Origin of the sequence: Legionella hackeliae, assembly GCF_000953655.1 — a bacterium.
In the GTDB taxonomy this organism is placed as follows: Bacteria; Pseudomonadota; Gammaproteobacteria; order Legionellales; family Legionellaceae; genus Tatlockia; species Tatlockia hackeliae.
The window spans coordinates 547,541-564,002 of sequence record NZ_LN681225.1 but is presented as its reverse complement, the minus strand read 5'-3'; the positions used below and the strand labels follow the sequence as shown (position 1 = coordinate 564,002).

Here is a 16,462-nt window from a genome sequence, read left to right as displayed (position 1 = left end):
AAAGTTATTGTAAAGCCTGTCTGAAGTACAGTTTTAAAGTGAGCTAAGATTGAATTGATCTAATTCCAAGTGTGGCGAAGTCGCATAAAATTGACAAAGTGCATTTCTAAAATGTGCTATTCTTGGCGTTAGACCCGTTTTACAATATAAAGAAACCTGTTGGTAAATCGCTCGTTTAAATTCTTCAGCATCTAAAGCAGGCCCATTAAGATTATCAATACTAATTCGAAATTGATAACCGGCGGCAACTGATAAAATCCATTCCAACGCTTGAGGCTTTGCCTCAACACGTTGAAAAATTTGTTGTTGTTCTGCGCTGCGGCCATCAGGTTCATACCAATAACCATAATCCACTAATTTTCTACGCTCTTTGCCAGCAATTAACCAATGAGAACACTCATGGAGTGCACTACTAAAAAAACCATGAGCAAAAACAATAGCATGATAGGGTCTTTCTTCATCTGCGGGGAGATAAATTGGCTCATCATCGCCTTTGACTAGTCTTGTGTTATATTTTTCGGCAAAACAATTATCAAAAATTGTTATTAAATCTTGATAGTGATATTCCAAACAGCTCAATACACTAACCTCCAAATTCCGCTATTTTGCAAAGCTCACAATTATAAAAATTACGGCAATTATCGCAGAAAATAATTAAATTTCGTTGAAATTTATGGGGTGGATTAACATTTTATCTTTAAATTCTATTAATAGCCCAATTGAATGTATCCATAATTTTAATTGGCCTTGCAAAGTATTACCAAAAAAAATCCAAAGCGGATACGAAGTTTTAATGAAAATCCCCGACATTATGCCGACATCATGCCGATATCCTCGGATATCTAGACATTATTGCAAAGTTCAGGCAGAATTCCTTCAATTTTGACAAATCACCTTATGATGAAAAAAATACTTGTTCTTAACGGACCTAATTTAAACCGTTTAGGCTTACGTGAGCCTGAAGTATACGGTTCAGAAACTCTAAATGAGTTAAATAACTTGTTAATCGAACAAGCCAAGACAGCAGGTTTTACGCTTGTAAGCCGTCAAAGCAATAGTGAAGCTGAACTGATTGGTATAATTCACCAAGCAGCCGATGATAACGTAGATTATCTCATTATCAACCCCGCTGCTTTCACTCATACCAGCATTGCACTACGCGATGCGTTACTCGCGGTTAAGCTGCCTTTTATTGAGGTACATATCAGTAACATTTATGCCCGGGAAACCTTTCGGCATCATTCCTATTTCTCCGATATCGCCACAGGCGTTATCAGTGGGTTGGGAGTTAAGGGATACACCCTGGCTCTACAAGCAATCATCAACGAATTAAACCAATAGAGAGTTATTATCAATGGATATTCGAAAAATCAAAAAATTAATTGAATTATTAGAAGAGACGGGTATATCTGAAATTGAAATCAAAGAAGGGGAAGAATCCGTTCGTTTAAGTCGTCATAGCTTTCCAGTGGAACAACCTGCGCAAATTCGCTATGTCACGCCCCCTCCTCAACAAGCCATAGCTCAACCTGCTGTTGCAGCACCTGTTGCCGCAATGAGTGAAAGCAAAGCCGCAGCGCCAACCACAAAAGGCCATAAAGTACGCTCTCCAATGGTAGGCACCATGTATATATCGCCTTCTCCCGATGCAGCGCCTTTCGTCACTGTAGGTCAAAGCGTTAAAGTGGGCGATACGCTTTGTATCGTTGAAGCGATGAAGATGTTTAATGAAATTGAAGCTGACCGAACCGGTAAAATTATTGAAATTCTGGTGGCTAATGGTGAACCAGTTGAATATGACCAACCCCTATTTGTCATTGAAGAATAAGAGAGTAAATTGATGCTCAGTAAAATTGTTATCGCTAATCGTGGCGAAATCGCCCTACGTATTTTACGTGCTTGTAAAGAACTTGGCATTCAAACTGTGGCCGTCCATTCCGACGTTGATAAAGACTTGCTTCATGTGCGTTTAGCCGATGAAACCGTATGTATTGGTCCAGCAAGCTCTCAAAAAAGTTACTTAAATATCCCAGCCATTATTTCGGCAGCGGAAATTACCGATGCAGTTGCCATCCATCCTGGTTATGGTTTCTTATCAGAAAATGCTGATTTTGCAGATATTGTTGAGCAAAGCGGTTTTCGTTTTATTGGTCCCCGCGGTGATACCATTCGTTTAATGGGCGATAAAGTATCTGCCATTGCCGCCATGAAAAAAGCAGGTGTTCCCTGCGTCCCCGGATCTGACGGTCCTCTAACTGATGATGATGATCGCAACTTGGAGTTAGGTCGCAAAATTGGCTACCCAGTCATTATTAAAGCAGCGGGTGGCGGTGGTGGTCGCGGTATGCGTGTTGTTCAAACCGAATCGAATTTGCTCAATGCAATTGCGTTGACTCGCAGCGAAGCAAAAGCAGCGTTTAATAATTCCATGGTTTACATGGAAAAGTTTTTAGAAAATCCACGTCATGTCGAATTTCAAGTATTAGGGGATGGTAAGGGTAATGCAATACATCTGGGAGAACGTGATTGTTCCATGCAGCGTCGCCATCAAAAAGTGGTCGAAGAAGCCCCTGCACCAGGAATTACTCCTGAATTGCGAGCTGAAATTGGAACCTCTGTGATTAATGCTTGTCGAGAGCTTAAGTATAGAGGCGCCGGAACCTTTGAGTTTTTATACCAGGATGGCTGTTTTTATTTCATTGAAATGAACACACGTATTCAGGTTGAGCATCCTGTTACAGAATTGATTACTGGAATCGATCTGGTTAAAGAGCAAATCAAAATTGCCAGTGAAATTCCCTTCACCTTAACCCAGGAAGACATTAAATTCCGCGGGCATGCTATCGAATGCCGTATTAATGCGGAAGATGCAAGAACCTTTATGCCATCTCCTGGTACGATACGTTTACTCCATCAACCCGGTGGGCCTGGTATTCGCTTCGATTCTCATATTTATAGCAGTTATACTGTACCTCCCAATTATGATTCCATGATCGGCAAATTAATTGCTTATGGTGAAACTCGTGCAGAAGCATTTGCCAGAATGCGTAATGCACTGGATGAAATCATTATTGATGGTATTAAAACTAACATTGAATTACATGAGCGTATTTTGCGAGACAAGGCATTTATGCAAGGTGGAACCAATATTCATTATCTTGAAAAGATGTTAAAGGAACAATCTAGTGTGGTATGAGTTAAAAATTGATCAATGCCACCGTGACGAGGTTGAGCAATTAAGCGAAGCGCTAGAGGAAACTGGCGCTTTATCCATTACTCTGACAGATAAAAATGACGTGCCAGTACTAGAACCTGAACCCGGCACTACACCATTGTGGCCTGATGTCATTATCAATGCACTTTATACGGATGAAAATGACGCCAAGCAGGCCATGCAAAATCTGATGCCTCAGTACCAGCATTTACATTTTTCTATCCATGATTTGCCTGATCAAGATTGGGAGCGTGCTTGGATGGATGATTTTAAACCCCAACGTTTTGGTAACAATTTATGGATTTGTCCATCCTGGATTGAGCCTCCTGAACCTCAAGCAGTAAATTTGATTCTAGATCCAGGTTTAGCGTTTGGTACCGGTACTCACCCAACAACAGCACTTTGTTTAACCTGGCTTGATGAAACAGCACTAGAGGGAAAAACACTCATTGATTATGGTTGCGGCTCGGGAATTCTTGCACTTGCCGCCTTAAAACTTGGAGCAAACAAAGTTCATGCCGTCGATATTGACGAGCAAGCTTTACAAGCGACATTAAACAATGCTATCAACAACATTGATGATTCCTCACAATTGCATGTAGGTTTTCCAGACAGTCTGACTACCAAAGTTGATATTGTAATCGCCAATATTTTGCTGGCGCCATTACTTAATCTACAAACTAAATTTAAAGAATTTCTCAACGAAAAAGGCATGTTGGTAGTTTCTGGAATTTTACAAGAGCAAGCGGCATCATTAATTGAAACCTACGACGCTGATTTTAATCACTGTAGTACGCAAAATATGGATGGCTGGTCTTTATTGGTATTTACCCGCCGTTAAAATAAAATTTTTTTTATGTGAGCTTCATGACTATGAGCGATCGGGAATATGTGCCATTCCACCCTAAACGGGCATTATTGAGTGTATCTGACAAACGAGGTATTGCAAAACTTGCAAAAACCCTTCATGAAAAAGGAGTGGAACTTGTTGCAACGGGCAATACCGCAGCTCTGTTGCAGGAGCATCATTTACCCGTAACCGATGTTAGTGCCTGCACTCAATTTCCGGAAATGTTAGATGGTCGCGTCAAAACCTTGCATCCTGCTATTCATGCTGGATTGCTTGCTCGAGGTCAAGCTGATGAAGTGACTTTGCATGAATATCAAATCCAACGTTTTGATTTATTAATTGTCAATTTATACCCCTTTGAACAAACAATAAGTCATCCCGATTGCGATTTTCAAAAAGCGATTGAAAATATCGATATCGGTGGACCTGCCATGATTCGCGCAGCGGCAAAAAATCATGAACATGTTTTTGCTATTGTTAGTCCTAATGATTACGACGAATTAGAAACTTACGTGAGCTCTAAGAAAGTGCCTCAAAACTGGGGATTTTTGCTCGCGAGAAAAGCATTTGCCCATACAGCTGCGTACGATGCAGCAATTGCCAATTATCTGGGCACGCTAAATGATGTGAAAGAACCCTCAGGCTTTCCCTCAATTTTAACGTGTCAATTTAAAAAACAATACGAATTACGATATGGGGAAAATCCTCATCAGCAAGCTATTTTTTATCGTGATAAAAATCCACCAGAAGGCTCTCTAGCCACTGCACAAACCATTCAGGGAAAGCAACTTTCTTATAACAATCTGCTCGATGCAGATGCCGCCTTTGATTGCGTCAGATCATTTCCACAGGACGCAGTAACGTGTGTCATCGTTAAACATGGCAATCCTTGTGGTGTGGCAATAGGTGAAACACCAGCTGAAGCGTATTTGCGCGCATTTCAAGCCGATCCCGTTTCAAGCTATGGTGGTATCTTGGCATTCAATCAAACAATTGACAAAAAAACTGCACAATCAATTCTAGAAAAGCAATTTGCCGAAGTAATTATAGGACCTGCTATCAGTGACGAGGCTATAGCAATTTTTGCAAAAAAACCTGCGATGCGTGTTTTAATAACCGGCACATGGCAAAAACAGCATGCGTCTAAACTCGATATGCGCACCATTCACGGGGGTTTACTAGTACAAGAACATGACGATCATCTAATTAATAGTAATGACTTAACCATCGTGACAGAAAAGCAACCGTCTCCACAAGAAATGCAGGATTTACTGTTTGCCTGGATAATAGCCAAACACGTAAAATCCAATGCTATCGTTATTGCAAAAAATGCAGCCACGATAGGAATCGGACCAGGACAGACAAGCCGCGTTATGAGTACTCGGATTGCATTATGGCAAGCGCAAGAAGCAGGCTTTACAACCACTGCAGCAGTATTAGCTTCAGACGCGTTTATACCTTTTCCAGATAATATAGAGATGGCCGCAAGCGCTGGTATTAGGGCTATAATTCAGCCCGGAGGCTCAATTCGCGATGAACAAGTGATTGCTGCTGCCAATGCAAAAGGCATAGCTATGGTATTTACTGGTTATCGACATTTTAAGCATTAGTCTCGTAATTTACGGTGGTAACAGACGTCGTTGAAAGTGGTTCCAAAACCGTTTCTGGTGTAGGTGGCTCATCCGCTAGAGGAAACATTGAAAAGCGTGAGCCCACTGCCTCTCCTCCTGAGAGTTCAAGAGGCAAAGATTGTTCAACCTGCTCGCCTGCATCATTTTTTCTCATATCGAAGATAGTACAACTATCCAGATCAGCACGAATAAAAAAGCCTTGACCAAGAGTGCCATCATAAAGAGGAGTTTGACCGTAGCAAGTGAGTATGTGAACATCCAAATTTTCTAATTGTGGTATAGAACCCATTTTCGCTCTTTGATGGTCAGCACAAATCTCTATACCGTAATGCACACCTTTTACAGTAAAGATTGGCGAAAATAAATCTTCATGAGTTAATCCATGCTTTTGCAATACGCTGATTTCACCAGGTAGAGGTGTTTTTCCAAACATGACAACCCGAGGTACCATATCTTCCAACTCATCTTCAGCATATACTTTAACATCCATACGCTCACAATTTGAGGTTAAAGCTTGGATAAATTCTTCCTCTGATTTGATTAGTGTTGCATTAAATCCTGCGCCTGTGCGAAAAAGACTTTGCAAGTAATCCCCTTTTTTAATCAACCGAATTAAATTACCCATGTAAAAAACTGGCACTACATTTTGCACATAAACGTCGGATAAGTAATTTTTAGAACCATTTTGGCGATAATTTTTCTTGTCGATGTTTAATTTATCAACAGAAAGATAGATGCTGCCAGGAATTATCAAAACATTAGGATATTGAGCACTAATTTTACCAAGTTCATTTACAAAGAAATCAATTCCCTCTGCTTGTGGGATGCAACCATGCTCAACATTCTTACATCCACTTCTAAAAAAATCTTCATGCCCTATAACAACGCCATGAGAAAGTGATAAACGCGCAACGTCTTCAGATGTGCTTTTCACAACTGACGCGATAACGTCTTTTGCTTCGGAGAGAAGAGTTTTTACTTTATCTAAGCTCGATACTGTTTTAACTTTAGTTGGCTTTAGAAGCGGTAAAAAAGAAACCTTAATTTTCATAATTCAGTCATAATAATTTTAAAATAACCATTATGACCGAATTAAATCAGATTGACAACTATTTGAACAATAAAATCGTGGAAAATATTACCTGTTTAGTGCCATATCCTTATAGTGAGAATTAATATTTGTCATGATTTAATGCTTTATAGATATCAATAAAGGTAGAAACACGAGTAATATCAATAGGGACATGTAAGCGACGGGCAATGTCACTGGCAGAAAGAATTCCACGGATGCAATTTCCTTCATCTGTCACTAAAAAATGTTGCTTGCCTTCATTTTTAAGTGTTTCGATAACATCTCTAATTTTGGCTCTTTTTAAATCATTAAACGCAATGGCTTTTAATTGAACTCTAGGAGTCATCACATCACTGACCAAAATTTGATTTCTTGGCGTGTGGTGCGAAAGAGCCATCATTTTTTCACCGATCAAATCAGCATAGGCCAGCATGCCAACAAACTCTTCGTTCTTCTGCACAAGCTTCAATCGCACATGGGTCTTCTTCATTAAATCTTCAGCAGTTACTACATCTAATGAATCATCAATAACTAACGGTTCAGTCTTTTGAAAGTCGGTGAAAATGTCTAATGCAGGAGAATCTAATGTTATTGCAGAAAATTCTTGCGGTGTAATCAAATGATTAATGTTGGTAATGTCATAAGTTTTTAAAATCATAATTGCTTCCTTGTACAGCGATTATTAAATAACCCTCTATAAATTATTTCACAAACAGAGCCATTTGTCCTTTATCAATCAACTTCCTTGACAAAATACCCCACTGGGTATATACCCTATAGAGGTATATGGGAGAAATTTATGTCGAATCATCCAACACATGCAAAAGAGTTATCCCGCATTAATCGAGTTCTTGGTCAGCTTGAAGGTATTAAGCGGATGATTGAGGAAAAACGCTATTGTGTCGACATCATGACGCAGTTACGTGCCTCTAGAAACGCCCTAAAAACAATCGAGCTCAGTGTTCTTGAAACCCATTTAGGCCATTGCTTAACAGAAGCATGCCAAAGTAATGATGAACAACGTAAGTCTGAACAGTTGCGAGAAATTATTAATTTATTGCAAAAATATGAATAGGTGCATTTATGAATCACAAACATCATTCTCATCATCATGCAAAAGACGTAGAGCACAAACATAGCTGCTGTCATTCATCATCTACTCAAGCGAAAAAGGTGACAGAAGCCAATGGCCCAGCCATTTATACTTGCCCGATGCATCCTGAAATTCGACAGGATGAACCAGGTAACTGCCCTATTTGTGGGATGGCACTTGAACCTGAGGTTGTTTCATTGAAAGAAGAACATAATCCTGAATATATTGATATGCGTCGTCGTTTTTGGGTTGGATTATTTTTATCTTTACCTGTGTTAGTCCTTGCTATGGGAGAACATCTACTCCCCACTATTCCCGCAAAACTGTCATTGTGGATACAACTGATTCTAGCAACCCCCGTTGTTTTATGGGCTGGCTGGCCATTCTTTGTTCGAGGTTGGCAATCAATAAAAACAACTCATCTAAATATGTTCACACTCATTGCCATTGGTACTGGAGTAGCGTGGGGTTATAGTCTCGTCGCCACCTTATTTCCACAGTTTTTTCCTGCAAGCTTTCGTAACGAGCATGGGGTTGTTGCTGTTTACTTCGAGGCGGCTGCAGTAATAACAACTCTGGTATTGCTCGGGCAAGTGCTGGAACTTAAAGCCCGCGAAAAGACAGGAAGTGCTATAAAAGCGTTGTTAAGCCTCGCCCCAAACAATGCACATCGTCTTGATTCCGACAATCTCGAACAGGAAATTAGTCTTGAAGAGATTGCAGTTGACGATAGGTTACGCGTTCGCCCCGGTGAAAAAATTCCAGTTGATGGTGAAATTCTTGAAGGTTATAGCAATATCGATGAATCGATGATTACAGGCGAACCTATCCCAGTTAGTAAAAAAATAGGGGATCAAGTTATCGGAGGTACTATTAATCAGACTGGCAGCTTTATCATGAAAGCTGTTCACGTGGGCCGTGATACCATGTTACAACGAATTGTGCAGATGGTAAGTGACGCCCAACGTAGTCGCGCGCCCATCCAACGGCTAGCCGATCTGGTCGCCTCCTGGTTTGTCCCACTGGTTATTGTCATTGCCCTATTTGCATTTATTATTTGGTTTATTGCAGGTCCTCAACCCGCAATGAGTTATGGTTTAATTGCTGCGGTTTCTGTGCTGATTATCGCTTGTCCTTGCGCCTTGGGACTAGCTACTCCGATGTCAATTATGGTAGGTATTGGTAAAGGGGCAGGAAGTGGCATACTCATTAAAAATGCCCAATCTCTTGAGCAATTAGAAAAAGTAAATACCCTGGTAGTTGATAAGACCGGCACTTTAACCGAAGGTCATCCTCAACTAACTCAGGTTGTTACAGAAAAGCTTTCCGAAACAGAGGTACTAATCTTAGCAGCATCGTTGGAACATAACAGTGAACACCCTCTTGCTAGAGCCATTGTCATGTCTGCTAAAGAAAAAGGGTTAACACTGGCCACGGTGACGAACTTTGACGCGCCTTCAGGCAAGGGAGTCCGTGGTGTTATTGATGGCCATAATATTTCTATTGGCAATGCTCTGTTAATGAAAGAGGAACAAGCCGATGTGACTGCATTTCAAACCAAAGCCGATGAACTGCGAACAAATGGTGCCTCTGTGATGTTCATGGCAATTGACCATACTATTGCAGCAATTTTAGTCATAGAAGATCCAATTAAATCGACAACAAAAGCTGCCATCGATGCTTTGCAAAAAGAGGGCATCGAAATCGTCATGCTGACTGGTGACAATAAAAAAACAGCCGATGCAGTCGCTGCAAAGCTTGGTATTCATCACGTGGTTGCTGAGGTTTTGCCGGCTGACAAAAGTCGCGTCGTTGCAGAATTACAGGCAAAAAACAAAGTTGTTGCTATGGCTGGTGATGGTGTAAATGATGCTCCCGCTTTGGCAAAAGCAGACATCGGCATTGCGATGGGCACGGGTACAGATGTAGCTATAGAAAGTGCTGGAGTTACCTTGCTTCATGGCGATTTAAATGGCATCGTTAAAGCTCGACGCCTTTCTGAAGCAACCATGCGTAATATTCGCCAAAATTTATTTTTTGCCTTTATCTATAATATGCTCGGAGTTCCTGTTGCCGCAGGTATTATCTATCCTTTCACAGGATTACTCTTAAATCCAATGATTGCCGCAGCCGCGATGTCCTTAAGTTCAGTGTCTGTTATCGTTAATGCACTACGCTTGCGCTGGGTTAAGTTATGAGGATTGGTAAACCGGATGGTCACACGCTGGCATGCCTGCTAATCGCCTGTTTGTTGCCGCTAATTAGCTTTGCCTCACCCCCATTGAAGTTAGAAGCACTGACAAAAGCGGCTATTGAAAATAATAAGGACTTACGGGCAGCACGCTACAGCGTCCTTCTGGCAGCCTCTCGTCTTAAGCAAGCCGGATTGTGGCCAAATCCAAGTTTACAGCTTTCCAACACCGATGACCGTCTCCTAACGAATGAAGGTGAATATTCTCGTAGTATTGGATTTTCACAAGCCTTCCCTATCTCTGGCCGTCTTCATCAACAAAAAAATGTAGCTCGCGTTGATATTGCCATTGCTATGGGAGAAATTAGAAATGCAAAACGTCAGCTTCGAGGACAAGTGGCTGATAGTTTCTACGCCCTGCTGATTACTGAGGAGCGCTTAAAACAATTGAATAAACTTTTGAGTATTAATCAACAATTAATGCAGGTCAGTCAAAAACGTTTTCATGCCGCAGAAGTTTCAGAGTTGGATGCAAACACAGCGAAACTCGAATATCAGCGTATTTTACAAGAAAAGCAATCACTAACCAGTTTTAAAATTAATCAACAAGCGCAACTTAATCAACTGTTGGGTCGCTCAAAACAAACCCCCTTATTAATCGATAGAACTTTGCCAAAATCCATGTTCCTGCCTTCTCTGGAAGAGTTACAAAAAAACGCATTAGAACAACGCCCCGAGATGCAAATTGCCTGGTTAAGTTTCAACCGCTCTCAGGCTGCTCAACAACTTGCTCGCGCAGAACGATGGGCTGACTGGACCATTGGATTGGGCGTGCAACAAGATAAGATCGCAGTAGAAGGAGCTCCCCTGCAAAGGCCGGATCGTGCTTTTAACGTTAATATTACTATCCCTCTTCCCTTGGTAAATAGAAATCAGGGACGCATTATGGAGACTAATCTGCAAGGAACGCAGAATCTTATGAAAATTAAGGCCCTTAGTCTAACTATAAAAAATGAGGTCGCCAGTAATTACGGTCAGGTTATGGCATTGCAAACAGCTTTACGGCAATCACAATCCGGTGAAACATTCAAACTTATCAATCGTAATGTTACATTGGCAAGAGAAGCTTATCGCAATGGTCAAATTTCTTTGCTTGAAGTGCTACAAATCCAACGTCAACAAAATGAACTACAAACCACGCGATTGAATATTCTTGAAAAATATTTACAAGCGGTCGTGAAATTATGCACAGCGTTAGGCAATAACCGTGTTCCACTCTGCAGCCCTTTCTCTGGAAAAAGGACATTACATGTATGCACTCATCATGAAGTATTATAAACAAAAATACTTATTTTTGGGGTTCCTACTGTCTTTCGCATTTAGTCATGCGATTTTTGCGCATGGGGAAAAAATTGAGATTTCTGACAAGCCGCGTGGCCCCATTTTTCTTACCAAAGAACAAGAAAAAATTATTGATTTAAAGCTTATAAAAGCCACAAAAGGTCCTCTTGCTCAGATGTTAGGCCTCAATGGTGAAATTCAACTTTTACCGAATGAACAAGCTGACGTCAGTGTTAGAATTAGTGGCAATGTTTCCGCCTTGTATGCCAATTTAGGTGATCACGTCAAAGCTGGACAACCTTTGCTGAAAGTGCAATCACGCCTTATCGGTGACCCACCTCCGAGTATTATAATTAACTCCCCAATGACAGGGATAATTGACGCTCGCAATGTAACCCTTGGACAATCTGTCGAACCCAATACCATTTTATACCACATCAGCAATCGCAATCGTCTTATTGTCGTGGCTAGTGTCTATGAAGAAGATTTAGGTAAGGTAAAGCTTGGACAACAAGCCTATGTCCATGTTCTTAGTTATCCCAAGCAACCCTTTATCGGCAAAGTCATTTTGATAGAGCCTAATCTTGACTCCGTCACTCGAACCGTAAGGGTACAAATTATTCTTGATAATACAAATGATCTTCTAAAGCCTGGCATGTTTGCGCGGGCGAATTTAATTTTGCAACAAAACCAGAACGCATTGACTGTTCCCAATTCCGCCGTGTTAGAAGCGAATGATGAAAAATTTGTTTTTAAACGTGAAGGTAATCAATTTCAGCGCACCCTCGTTAAAACAGGGATAAGTGATGAAAAATATGTCGAAATTACTCAAGGTCTTGTTGACGGTGATGAGGTGGTTATTCAGGGAAATCGCCAACTCTATACACTGTGGTTAACAGGGGGACAATTACCCAATACAGAGGATCATCAATAGATGTTTAATCGTCTTATCGCATGGTCCCTTGCTAATCGGGCAATTGTATTGGCCTTAACTATGGCCCTATGTATTCTGGGTGGCTATGCTTTGCAAAGAATGCCTGTCGATGTTTTTCCAGAATTCGCACCTCCGCAAGTAGTTGTACAAACTGAAGCACCGGGTATGGCGCCTCAGGATGTCGAAGCTCTCATTACCTATCCTCTGGAGAGCGCGATTAATGGTACACCTGGGGTCACAGATGTGCGCTCACGTACCTCAGCAGGGTTATCCACAATTGTAATTATCTTTGACGACAAAACCGATATCTATCTCGATAGACAACTTATCAATGAGCGTATTCAACAAGTCGCCAGCAAACTACCTCCGGGCAGTTCAACACCAGTCATGTTACCAGTCATTTCTGCTGTAGGATGGATGCTTAAATACGCTTTGGTGAGTGATACCTTATCCCCTGAAGAATTACGTACAATTTCCGATTGGGTAATTCGTCCACGAATTCTTGCCTTGGGGGGTGTTGCATCAGTTGTTGCCTTAGGAGGGGAAGTCAAACAATATCAAGTGTTATTGGACTCTTCGCGTATGTTGGCTTATCGCATCAGCGTGGAGGAAGTGCGTCAAGCTTTAGAAAATTCGAATCGCAACGTTCCCGGTGCTTTTTTACAGAAATCAGGCCGAGAGCTTATTGTAGGAACAATTGGCCGAATAAAAACATTAGAAGATATACAAAAAACAATCATTACGACGCGTAAAGGTATTCCCATAACCATTGGGAATGTCGCAACAGTAACCTTTGGCGGTGAAATTAAACGCGGAGATGGCGCCTACGGTGCAAAAAATGCAGTTATCGGTACAATTTCCAAATCTTACGGCGCTAACACACTCACCACAACTCATAAGGTGGAAAAGGCTCTGGCCGAGATCAAAGCCTCACTCCCTTCTGGAGTTGAGTTAAAAACGGATGTGTTCCGACAAGCAACGTTCATTGAGGCAGCGATTAAGAATCTCGGTATTGCCCTCCTTGAAGGTGCTTTGATTGTCATTGCGGTGTTATTCATTTTTTTAATGAATCTTCGTGCCTCCTTTATTACATTTTTCTCAATGCCTGTGTCTTTTGTCTTTGGTATTCTCATTTTGTACCTCTTTGGGTTTGGTATTAATGCCATGACCTTAGGCGGTATTGCTATTGCTATTGGTGAAGTGGTTGATGATGGAATTATTACGGTAGAAAACGTGGTCAGGCGACTACGTCTAAATCGTTTATCAACCAATCCGCTACCCAGTCTGACCATTATTTTCGACGCTGTCGTTGAAATAAGAAACTCAGTCATTTATGCCACTATCATAGTAAGTTTGGTATTTATACCTATTTTTTTCCTCTCTGGAGTGAGTGAAAAAATCTTCAGCCCCCTGGCCGTTGCCTATATTGCCTCCGTATTAGGTTCTCTCGTGGTCTCCATTACCGCGGTACCTGCGCTGTGTTATCTGTTATTAGCAAATAAAAAAGAAAAGCTTGAGGATGATAAATACAGTGTATTGGAATTATTGCAAAGGCCTTCACGACTGGTTAAGGATACAACGGCGGAGTCATTACATGAGGTAACTGAAAAAGAAACTGGCTTTGTTTCCTGGCTTAAACACCATTTTAAACGTCTCTTATTATGGTCACTTAACCATTTTTGGTCCGTTACCACCGCCGCATTCCTGGCATTATTCATGGCATTAGCCCTTCTTCCTTTTTTTAGGACTGCTTTTTTACCGGAGTTTCACGAGGGTAATTTTATCATTGCCATGACCACGTTGCCGGGAACATCCGTGGAAGAATCGATGCGCCTGGGAACTCAAGTTCGTAAACGACTATTGAAATACCCGCAAGTGATTTCTATCGCTCAGCGCGCAGGTCGCAGTGAGCTCGATGAAGATGCCTTGCCTCCTAATGTGAGTGAATTTGATCTCTATCTGGATTTTGATAAAGATAAATCCATGCCAGCTGATGAGTTACTTCGACGAATACGTCAGGATTTGGCCCTTATTCCTGGCGCTGTTTTTAACGTCGGGCAATTCATTGCCCATCGCATGGATGAAGTACTTTCTGGTGTTCGCGCACAGGTTGCCATTAAAATTTTTGGTGACAACTTGACCCTGCTTAATGAGCTTGCCGAGTCAATCACATCATTAATTAAGAAAATTCCCGGAATCGTGGATATTAACAAAGAACAGCAAATCAATGTTCCCCAATTGATTATCAAAATTGATCGCGAAAAAGCTGCTTACTATGGCATTAACGTCGGACAAATTTCAGAAGACATTCAAACCTTGCTCAATGGTATACGAGTCTCTAGTGTGCTTGAAGGACAACGCAGTTTTGATCTTTATTTACGCCTGGCTGAATCTGGGCGACAAAGTGTGAAGGCAGTTCATGACATGTTGATTGATGCGCATGGAATTAATACACCACAGACTGAAAAAATTCCTCTACGCGCAGTGGCTGAAATATCCGAACAAGAGCAGCCTTTTTTAATTAATCGAGAAAATGTACAACGCATGGTCGTTGTGGCTTTTAACGTAGAAGGAAACGATTTGGGCGGCATTATCCGTGAGGTAAAGCAGCAAATAAAAGAGCAAGTCAAATTGCCATCCGGATATTTTATTCAATATGGTGGACAATTTGAAACCCAGCAACAGGCCTCTCGCACAATTATCTTTTTAGGTGGTTTGGCTATTATTGCTATGCTTCTGCTGTTATATAAGGCTTTCGGTACATTTAGAGAGGCATTATTAGTGCTTTTTAACCTACCTCTGGCTTTAATTGGTGGCGTCTTGTCCTTATTTATTGCTAGTGGGGAAATGAGCATTGCTGCCATGATTGGTTTTATTACCCTATTTGGTATCGCAGCACGCAATGGCATTATTTTAGTCGCTCATTACAATCAATTACGAGCCGCTGGCAAGCCTCTGAATGAAGTTGTCATACAAGGCACTTTAGATAGACTTGTGCCGGTATTAATGACTGCAGCAACCGCAGCTTTGGGTTTAATCCCCCTGCTTTGGGGTTCTCCTGTTGGTAAAGAATTAGAGCGTCCTTTAGCCCAGGTACTCTTGGGTGGGTTATTAACTTCAACCTGTCTTAATATGATTGTTGTGCCGACAGTGTATAATTACATCGAACAAAGGCGAGCTCGGCGTCTATCGCAGTAAATAGGTAATATAGTGGAGCAAATGTCGTGAAAAAATTTTCTTTTAGCATTAATCAAAAAGGCGTATTTCTTCTTTCTTTGATGTGTCTGACTTATCAACCATTAATCGCCCATACAACAGAAGAAAAGCCCCATGAGCATCACCATTCGATGAAACATGCACAACAACCCCCTACTGTTCGGTTCACTATTGAGAAAATAGTAGATGACGGTGGAAAAAAAGTTGTCTTTTTCAAATTAATGGACAGCAAGTCCAACAACCCCATCCGCTTGGCTGATCTGAAAGAAGTCCATACCCAAAAAATTCATTTGTTAATTATTGATAATACCCTAACAGACTATAGCCATGTTCATCCACAACCCACTAGCGAACCCGGCGTTTATCGTTTTCAATGGCAGCCAACACATAAAAACAGCGCGTATCGGGCATGGGCGGATCTTGTGCCAATTCACACTAACAAACAACAGTATGTTACTGCTGATTTGCTACCTGGAAAATCCAGTACAACCATAAAAGCAGACAACAAACTCTCTTATGAAAGCACCATTAATGGCTATCAATTCCACTTATCATTTGATGCTCCTCTTAAAGTAGGAAAAGCTGCTATGGGTAAAATTACTGTCACGGATAGTGAGAGCAAACCCATTCACACCTTAGAGCCTATCATGGGGGCTTTTGCTCATATCGTTGGCTTTAATAATGATCTTCAAACAGTCGTACATATTCATCCTATGGGTACGGAGCCCAACAGTGAAGCAGCACGGGGCGGCCCTGAATTGCAGTTCCATATTGAACCGGAAAAAACAGGATTTACCAAGGTTTTTGCTCAAGTGAAAATTAATGGCCAAGAACTTTATGCACCATTCGGCATTTTTGTTGAAAACAATAAAAGTTAACTACGACCTTAAGTTTGCAAATTTTTTTAAACTACATCGATT

General features: G+C 41.2%; 14 protein-coding genes. 11 read left to right on the top strand and 3 right to left on the bottom strand.

Annotated features, from left to right (window positions below; translation table 11 throughout):
• Nucleotides 1–33: 33 nt before the first annotated feature.
• Nucleotides 34–579 (bottom strand): elongation factor P hydroxylase, encoded by a 546-nt coding sequence (locus tag LHA_RS02635; protein WP_045105157.1) that lies wholly within the window; start codon nucleotides 577–579, stop codon nucleotides 34–36.
• 321 nt (nucleotides 580–900) lie between these two features.
• Here LHA_RS02635 and aroQ point away from each other — a divergent pair, with 321 nt between their 5' ends.
• From aroQ to purH, 5 genes are read left to right on the top strand one after another with little or no spacing between them, the layout of a single operon-like run.
• On the top strand, nucleotides 901–1,341 hold the full coding sequence (gene aroQ / locus LHA_RS02630) for a type II 3-dehydroquinate dehydratase (RefSeq protein ID WP_045107356.1): 441 nt from the start codon (nucleotides 901–903) through the stop codon (nucleotides 1,339–1,341).
• A 13-nt stretch (nucleotides 1,342–1,354) separates the two neighbouring features.
• Entirely contained in the window at nucleotides 1,355–1,828 is a 474-nt protein-coding gene (gene accB, locus LHA_RS02625; RefSeq protein ID WP_045105156.1) for an acetyl-CoA carboxylase biotin carboxyl carrier protein, read from the top strand.
• Between the two features lie 12 nt (nucleotides 1,829–1,840).
• Nucleotides 1,841–3,196, top strand: a complete 1,356-nt coding sequence (gene accC, locus LHA_RS02620) for an acetyl-CoA carboxylase biotin carboxylase subunit (RefSeq protein WP_045105155.1) — start codon at nucleotides 1,841–1,843, stop codon at nucleotides 3,194–3,196.
• Nucleotides 3,186–4,055, top strand: a complete 870-nt coding sequence (gene prmA / locus LHA_RS02615) for a 50S ribosomal protein L11 methyltransferase (protein ID WP_045105154.1) — start codon at nucleotides 3,186–3,188, stop codon at nucleotides 4,053–4,055. The genes accC and prmA overlap by 11 nt, the downstream gene beginning before the upstream one ends.
• A gap of 32 nt (nucleotides 4,056–4,087) precedes the next feature.
• Nucleotides 4,088–5,674, top strand: a complete 1,587-nt coding sequence (purH, locus tag LHA_RS02610) for a bifunctional phosphoribosylaminoimidazolecarboxamide formyltransferase/IMP cyclohydrolase (RefSeq protein WP_045107355.1) — start codon at nucleotides 4,088–4,090, stop codon at nucleotides 5,672–5,674.
• Here the strand turns inward: purH and LHA_RS02605 are convergent.
• Together LHA_RS02605 and LHA_RS02600 are read right to left on the bottom strand one after the other, a co-directional pair.
• A complete protein-coding gene (locus LHA_RS02605; protein ID WP_045105153.1) occupies nucleotides 5,664–6,746 on the bottom strand; it encodes a hypothetical protein in 1,083 nt (360 codons plus the stop codon). The genes purH and LHA_RS02605 overlap by 11 nt on opposite strands.
• A 121-nt stretch (nucleotides 6,747–6,867) precedes the next feature.
• Entirely contained in the window at nucleotides 6,868–7,425 is a 558-nt protein-coding gene (locus LHA_RS02600) for a CBS domain-containing protein (protein WP_045105152.1), read from the bottom strand.
• A 141-nt stretch (nucleotides 7,426–7,566) separates the two neighbouring features.
• Between LHA_RS02600 and LHA_RS02595 the strand changes: the two genes are divergently transcribed.
• From LHA_RS02595 to LHA_RS02570, 6 genes are read left to right on the top strand one after another with little or no spacing between them, the layout of a single operon-like run.
• The gene (locus tag LHA_RS02595; RefSeq protein ID WP_045105151.1) at nucleotides 7,567–7,842 is read left to right on the top strand and encodes a metal-sensitive transcriptional regulator; all 276 of its coding nucleotides are present in this window, start codon (nucleotides 7,567–7,569) and stop codon (nucleotides 7,840–7,842) included.
• Between the two features lie 8 nt (nucleotides 7,843–7,850).
• Nucleotides 7,851–10,058, top strand: coding sequence for a copper-transporting P-type ATPase (locus LHA_RS02590; protein ID WP_045105150.1), 2,208 nt, complete (start codon nucleotides 7,851–7,853; stop codon nucleotides 10,056–10,058).
• Nucleotides 10,055–11,389 carry a TolC family protein gene (locus tag LHA_RS02585; protein ID WP_045105149.1) on the top strand — a complete coding sequence of 445 codons (1,335 nt, stop codon included), beginning with the start codon at nucleotides 10,055–10,057 and terminating at the stop codon, nucleotides 11,387–11,389. The genes LHA_RS02590 and LHA_RS02585 overlap by 4 nt, the downstream gene beginning before the upstream one ends.
• A complete protein-coding gene (locus LHA_RS02580; protein ID WP_052673750.1) occupies nucleotides 11,376–12,326 on the top strand; it encodes an efflux RND transporter periplasmic adaptor subunit in 951 nt (316 codons plus the stop codon). Before LHA_RS02585 ends, LHA_RS02580 begins: the two co-directional genes overlap by 14 nt.
• A complete protein-coding gene (locus LHA_RS02575) occupies nucleotides 12,327–15,524 on the top strand; it encodes an efflux RND transporter permease subunit (RefSeq protein ID WP_045105148.1) in 3,198 nt (1,065 codons plus the stop codon).
• 26 nt (nucleotides 15,525–15,550) lie between these two features.
• On the top strand, nucleotides 15,551–16,420 hold the full coding sequence (locus LHA_RS02570) for a hypothetical protein (RefSeq protein WP_052673562.1): 870 nt from the start codon (nucleotides 15,551–15,553) through the stop codon (nucleotides 16,418–16,420).
• The last annotated feature ends 42 nt before the right edge of the window (nucleotides 16,421–16,462 follow it).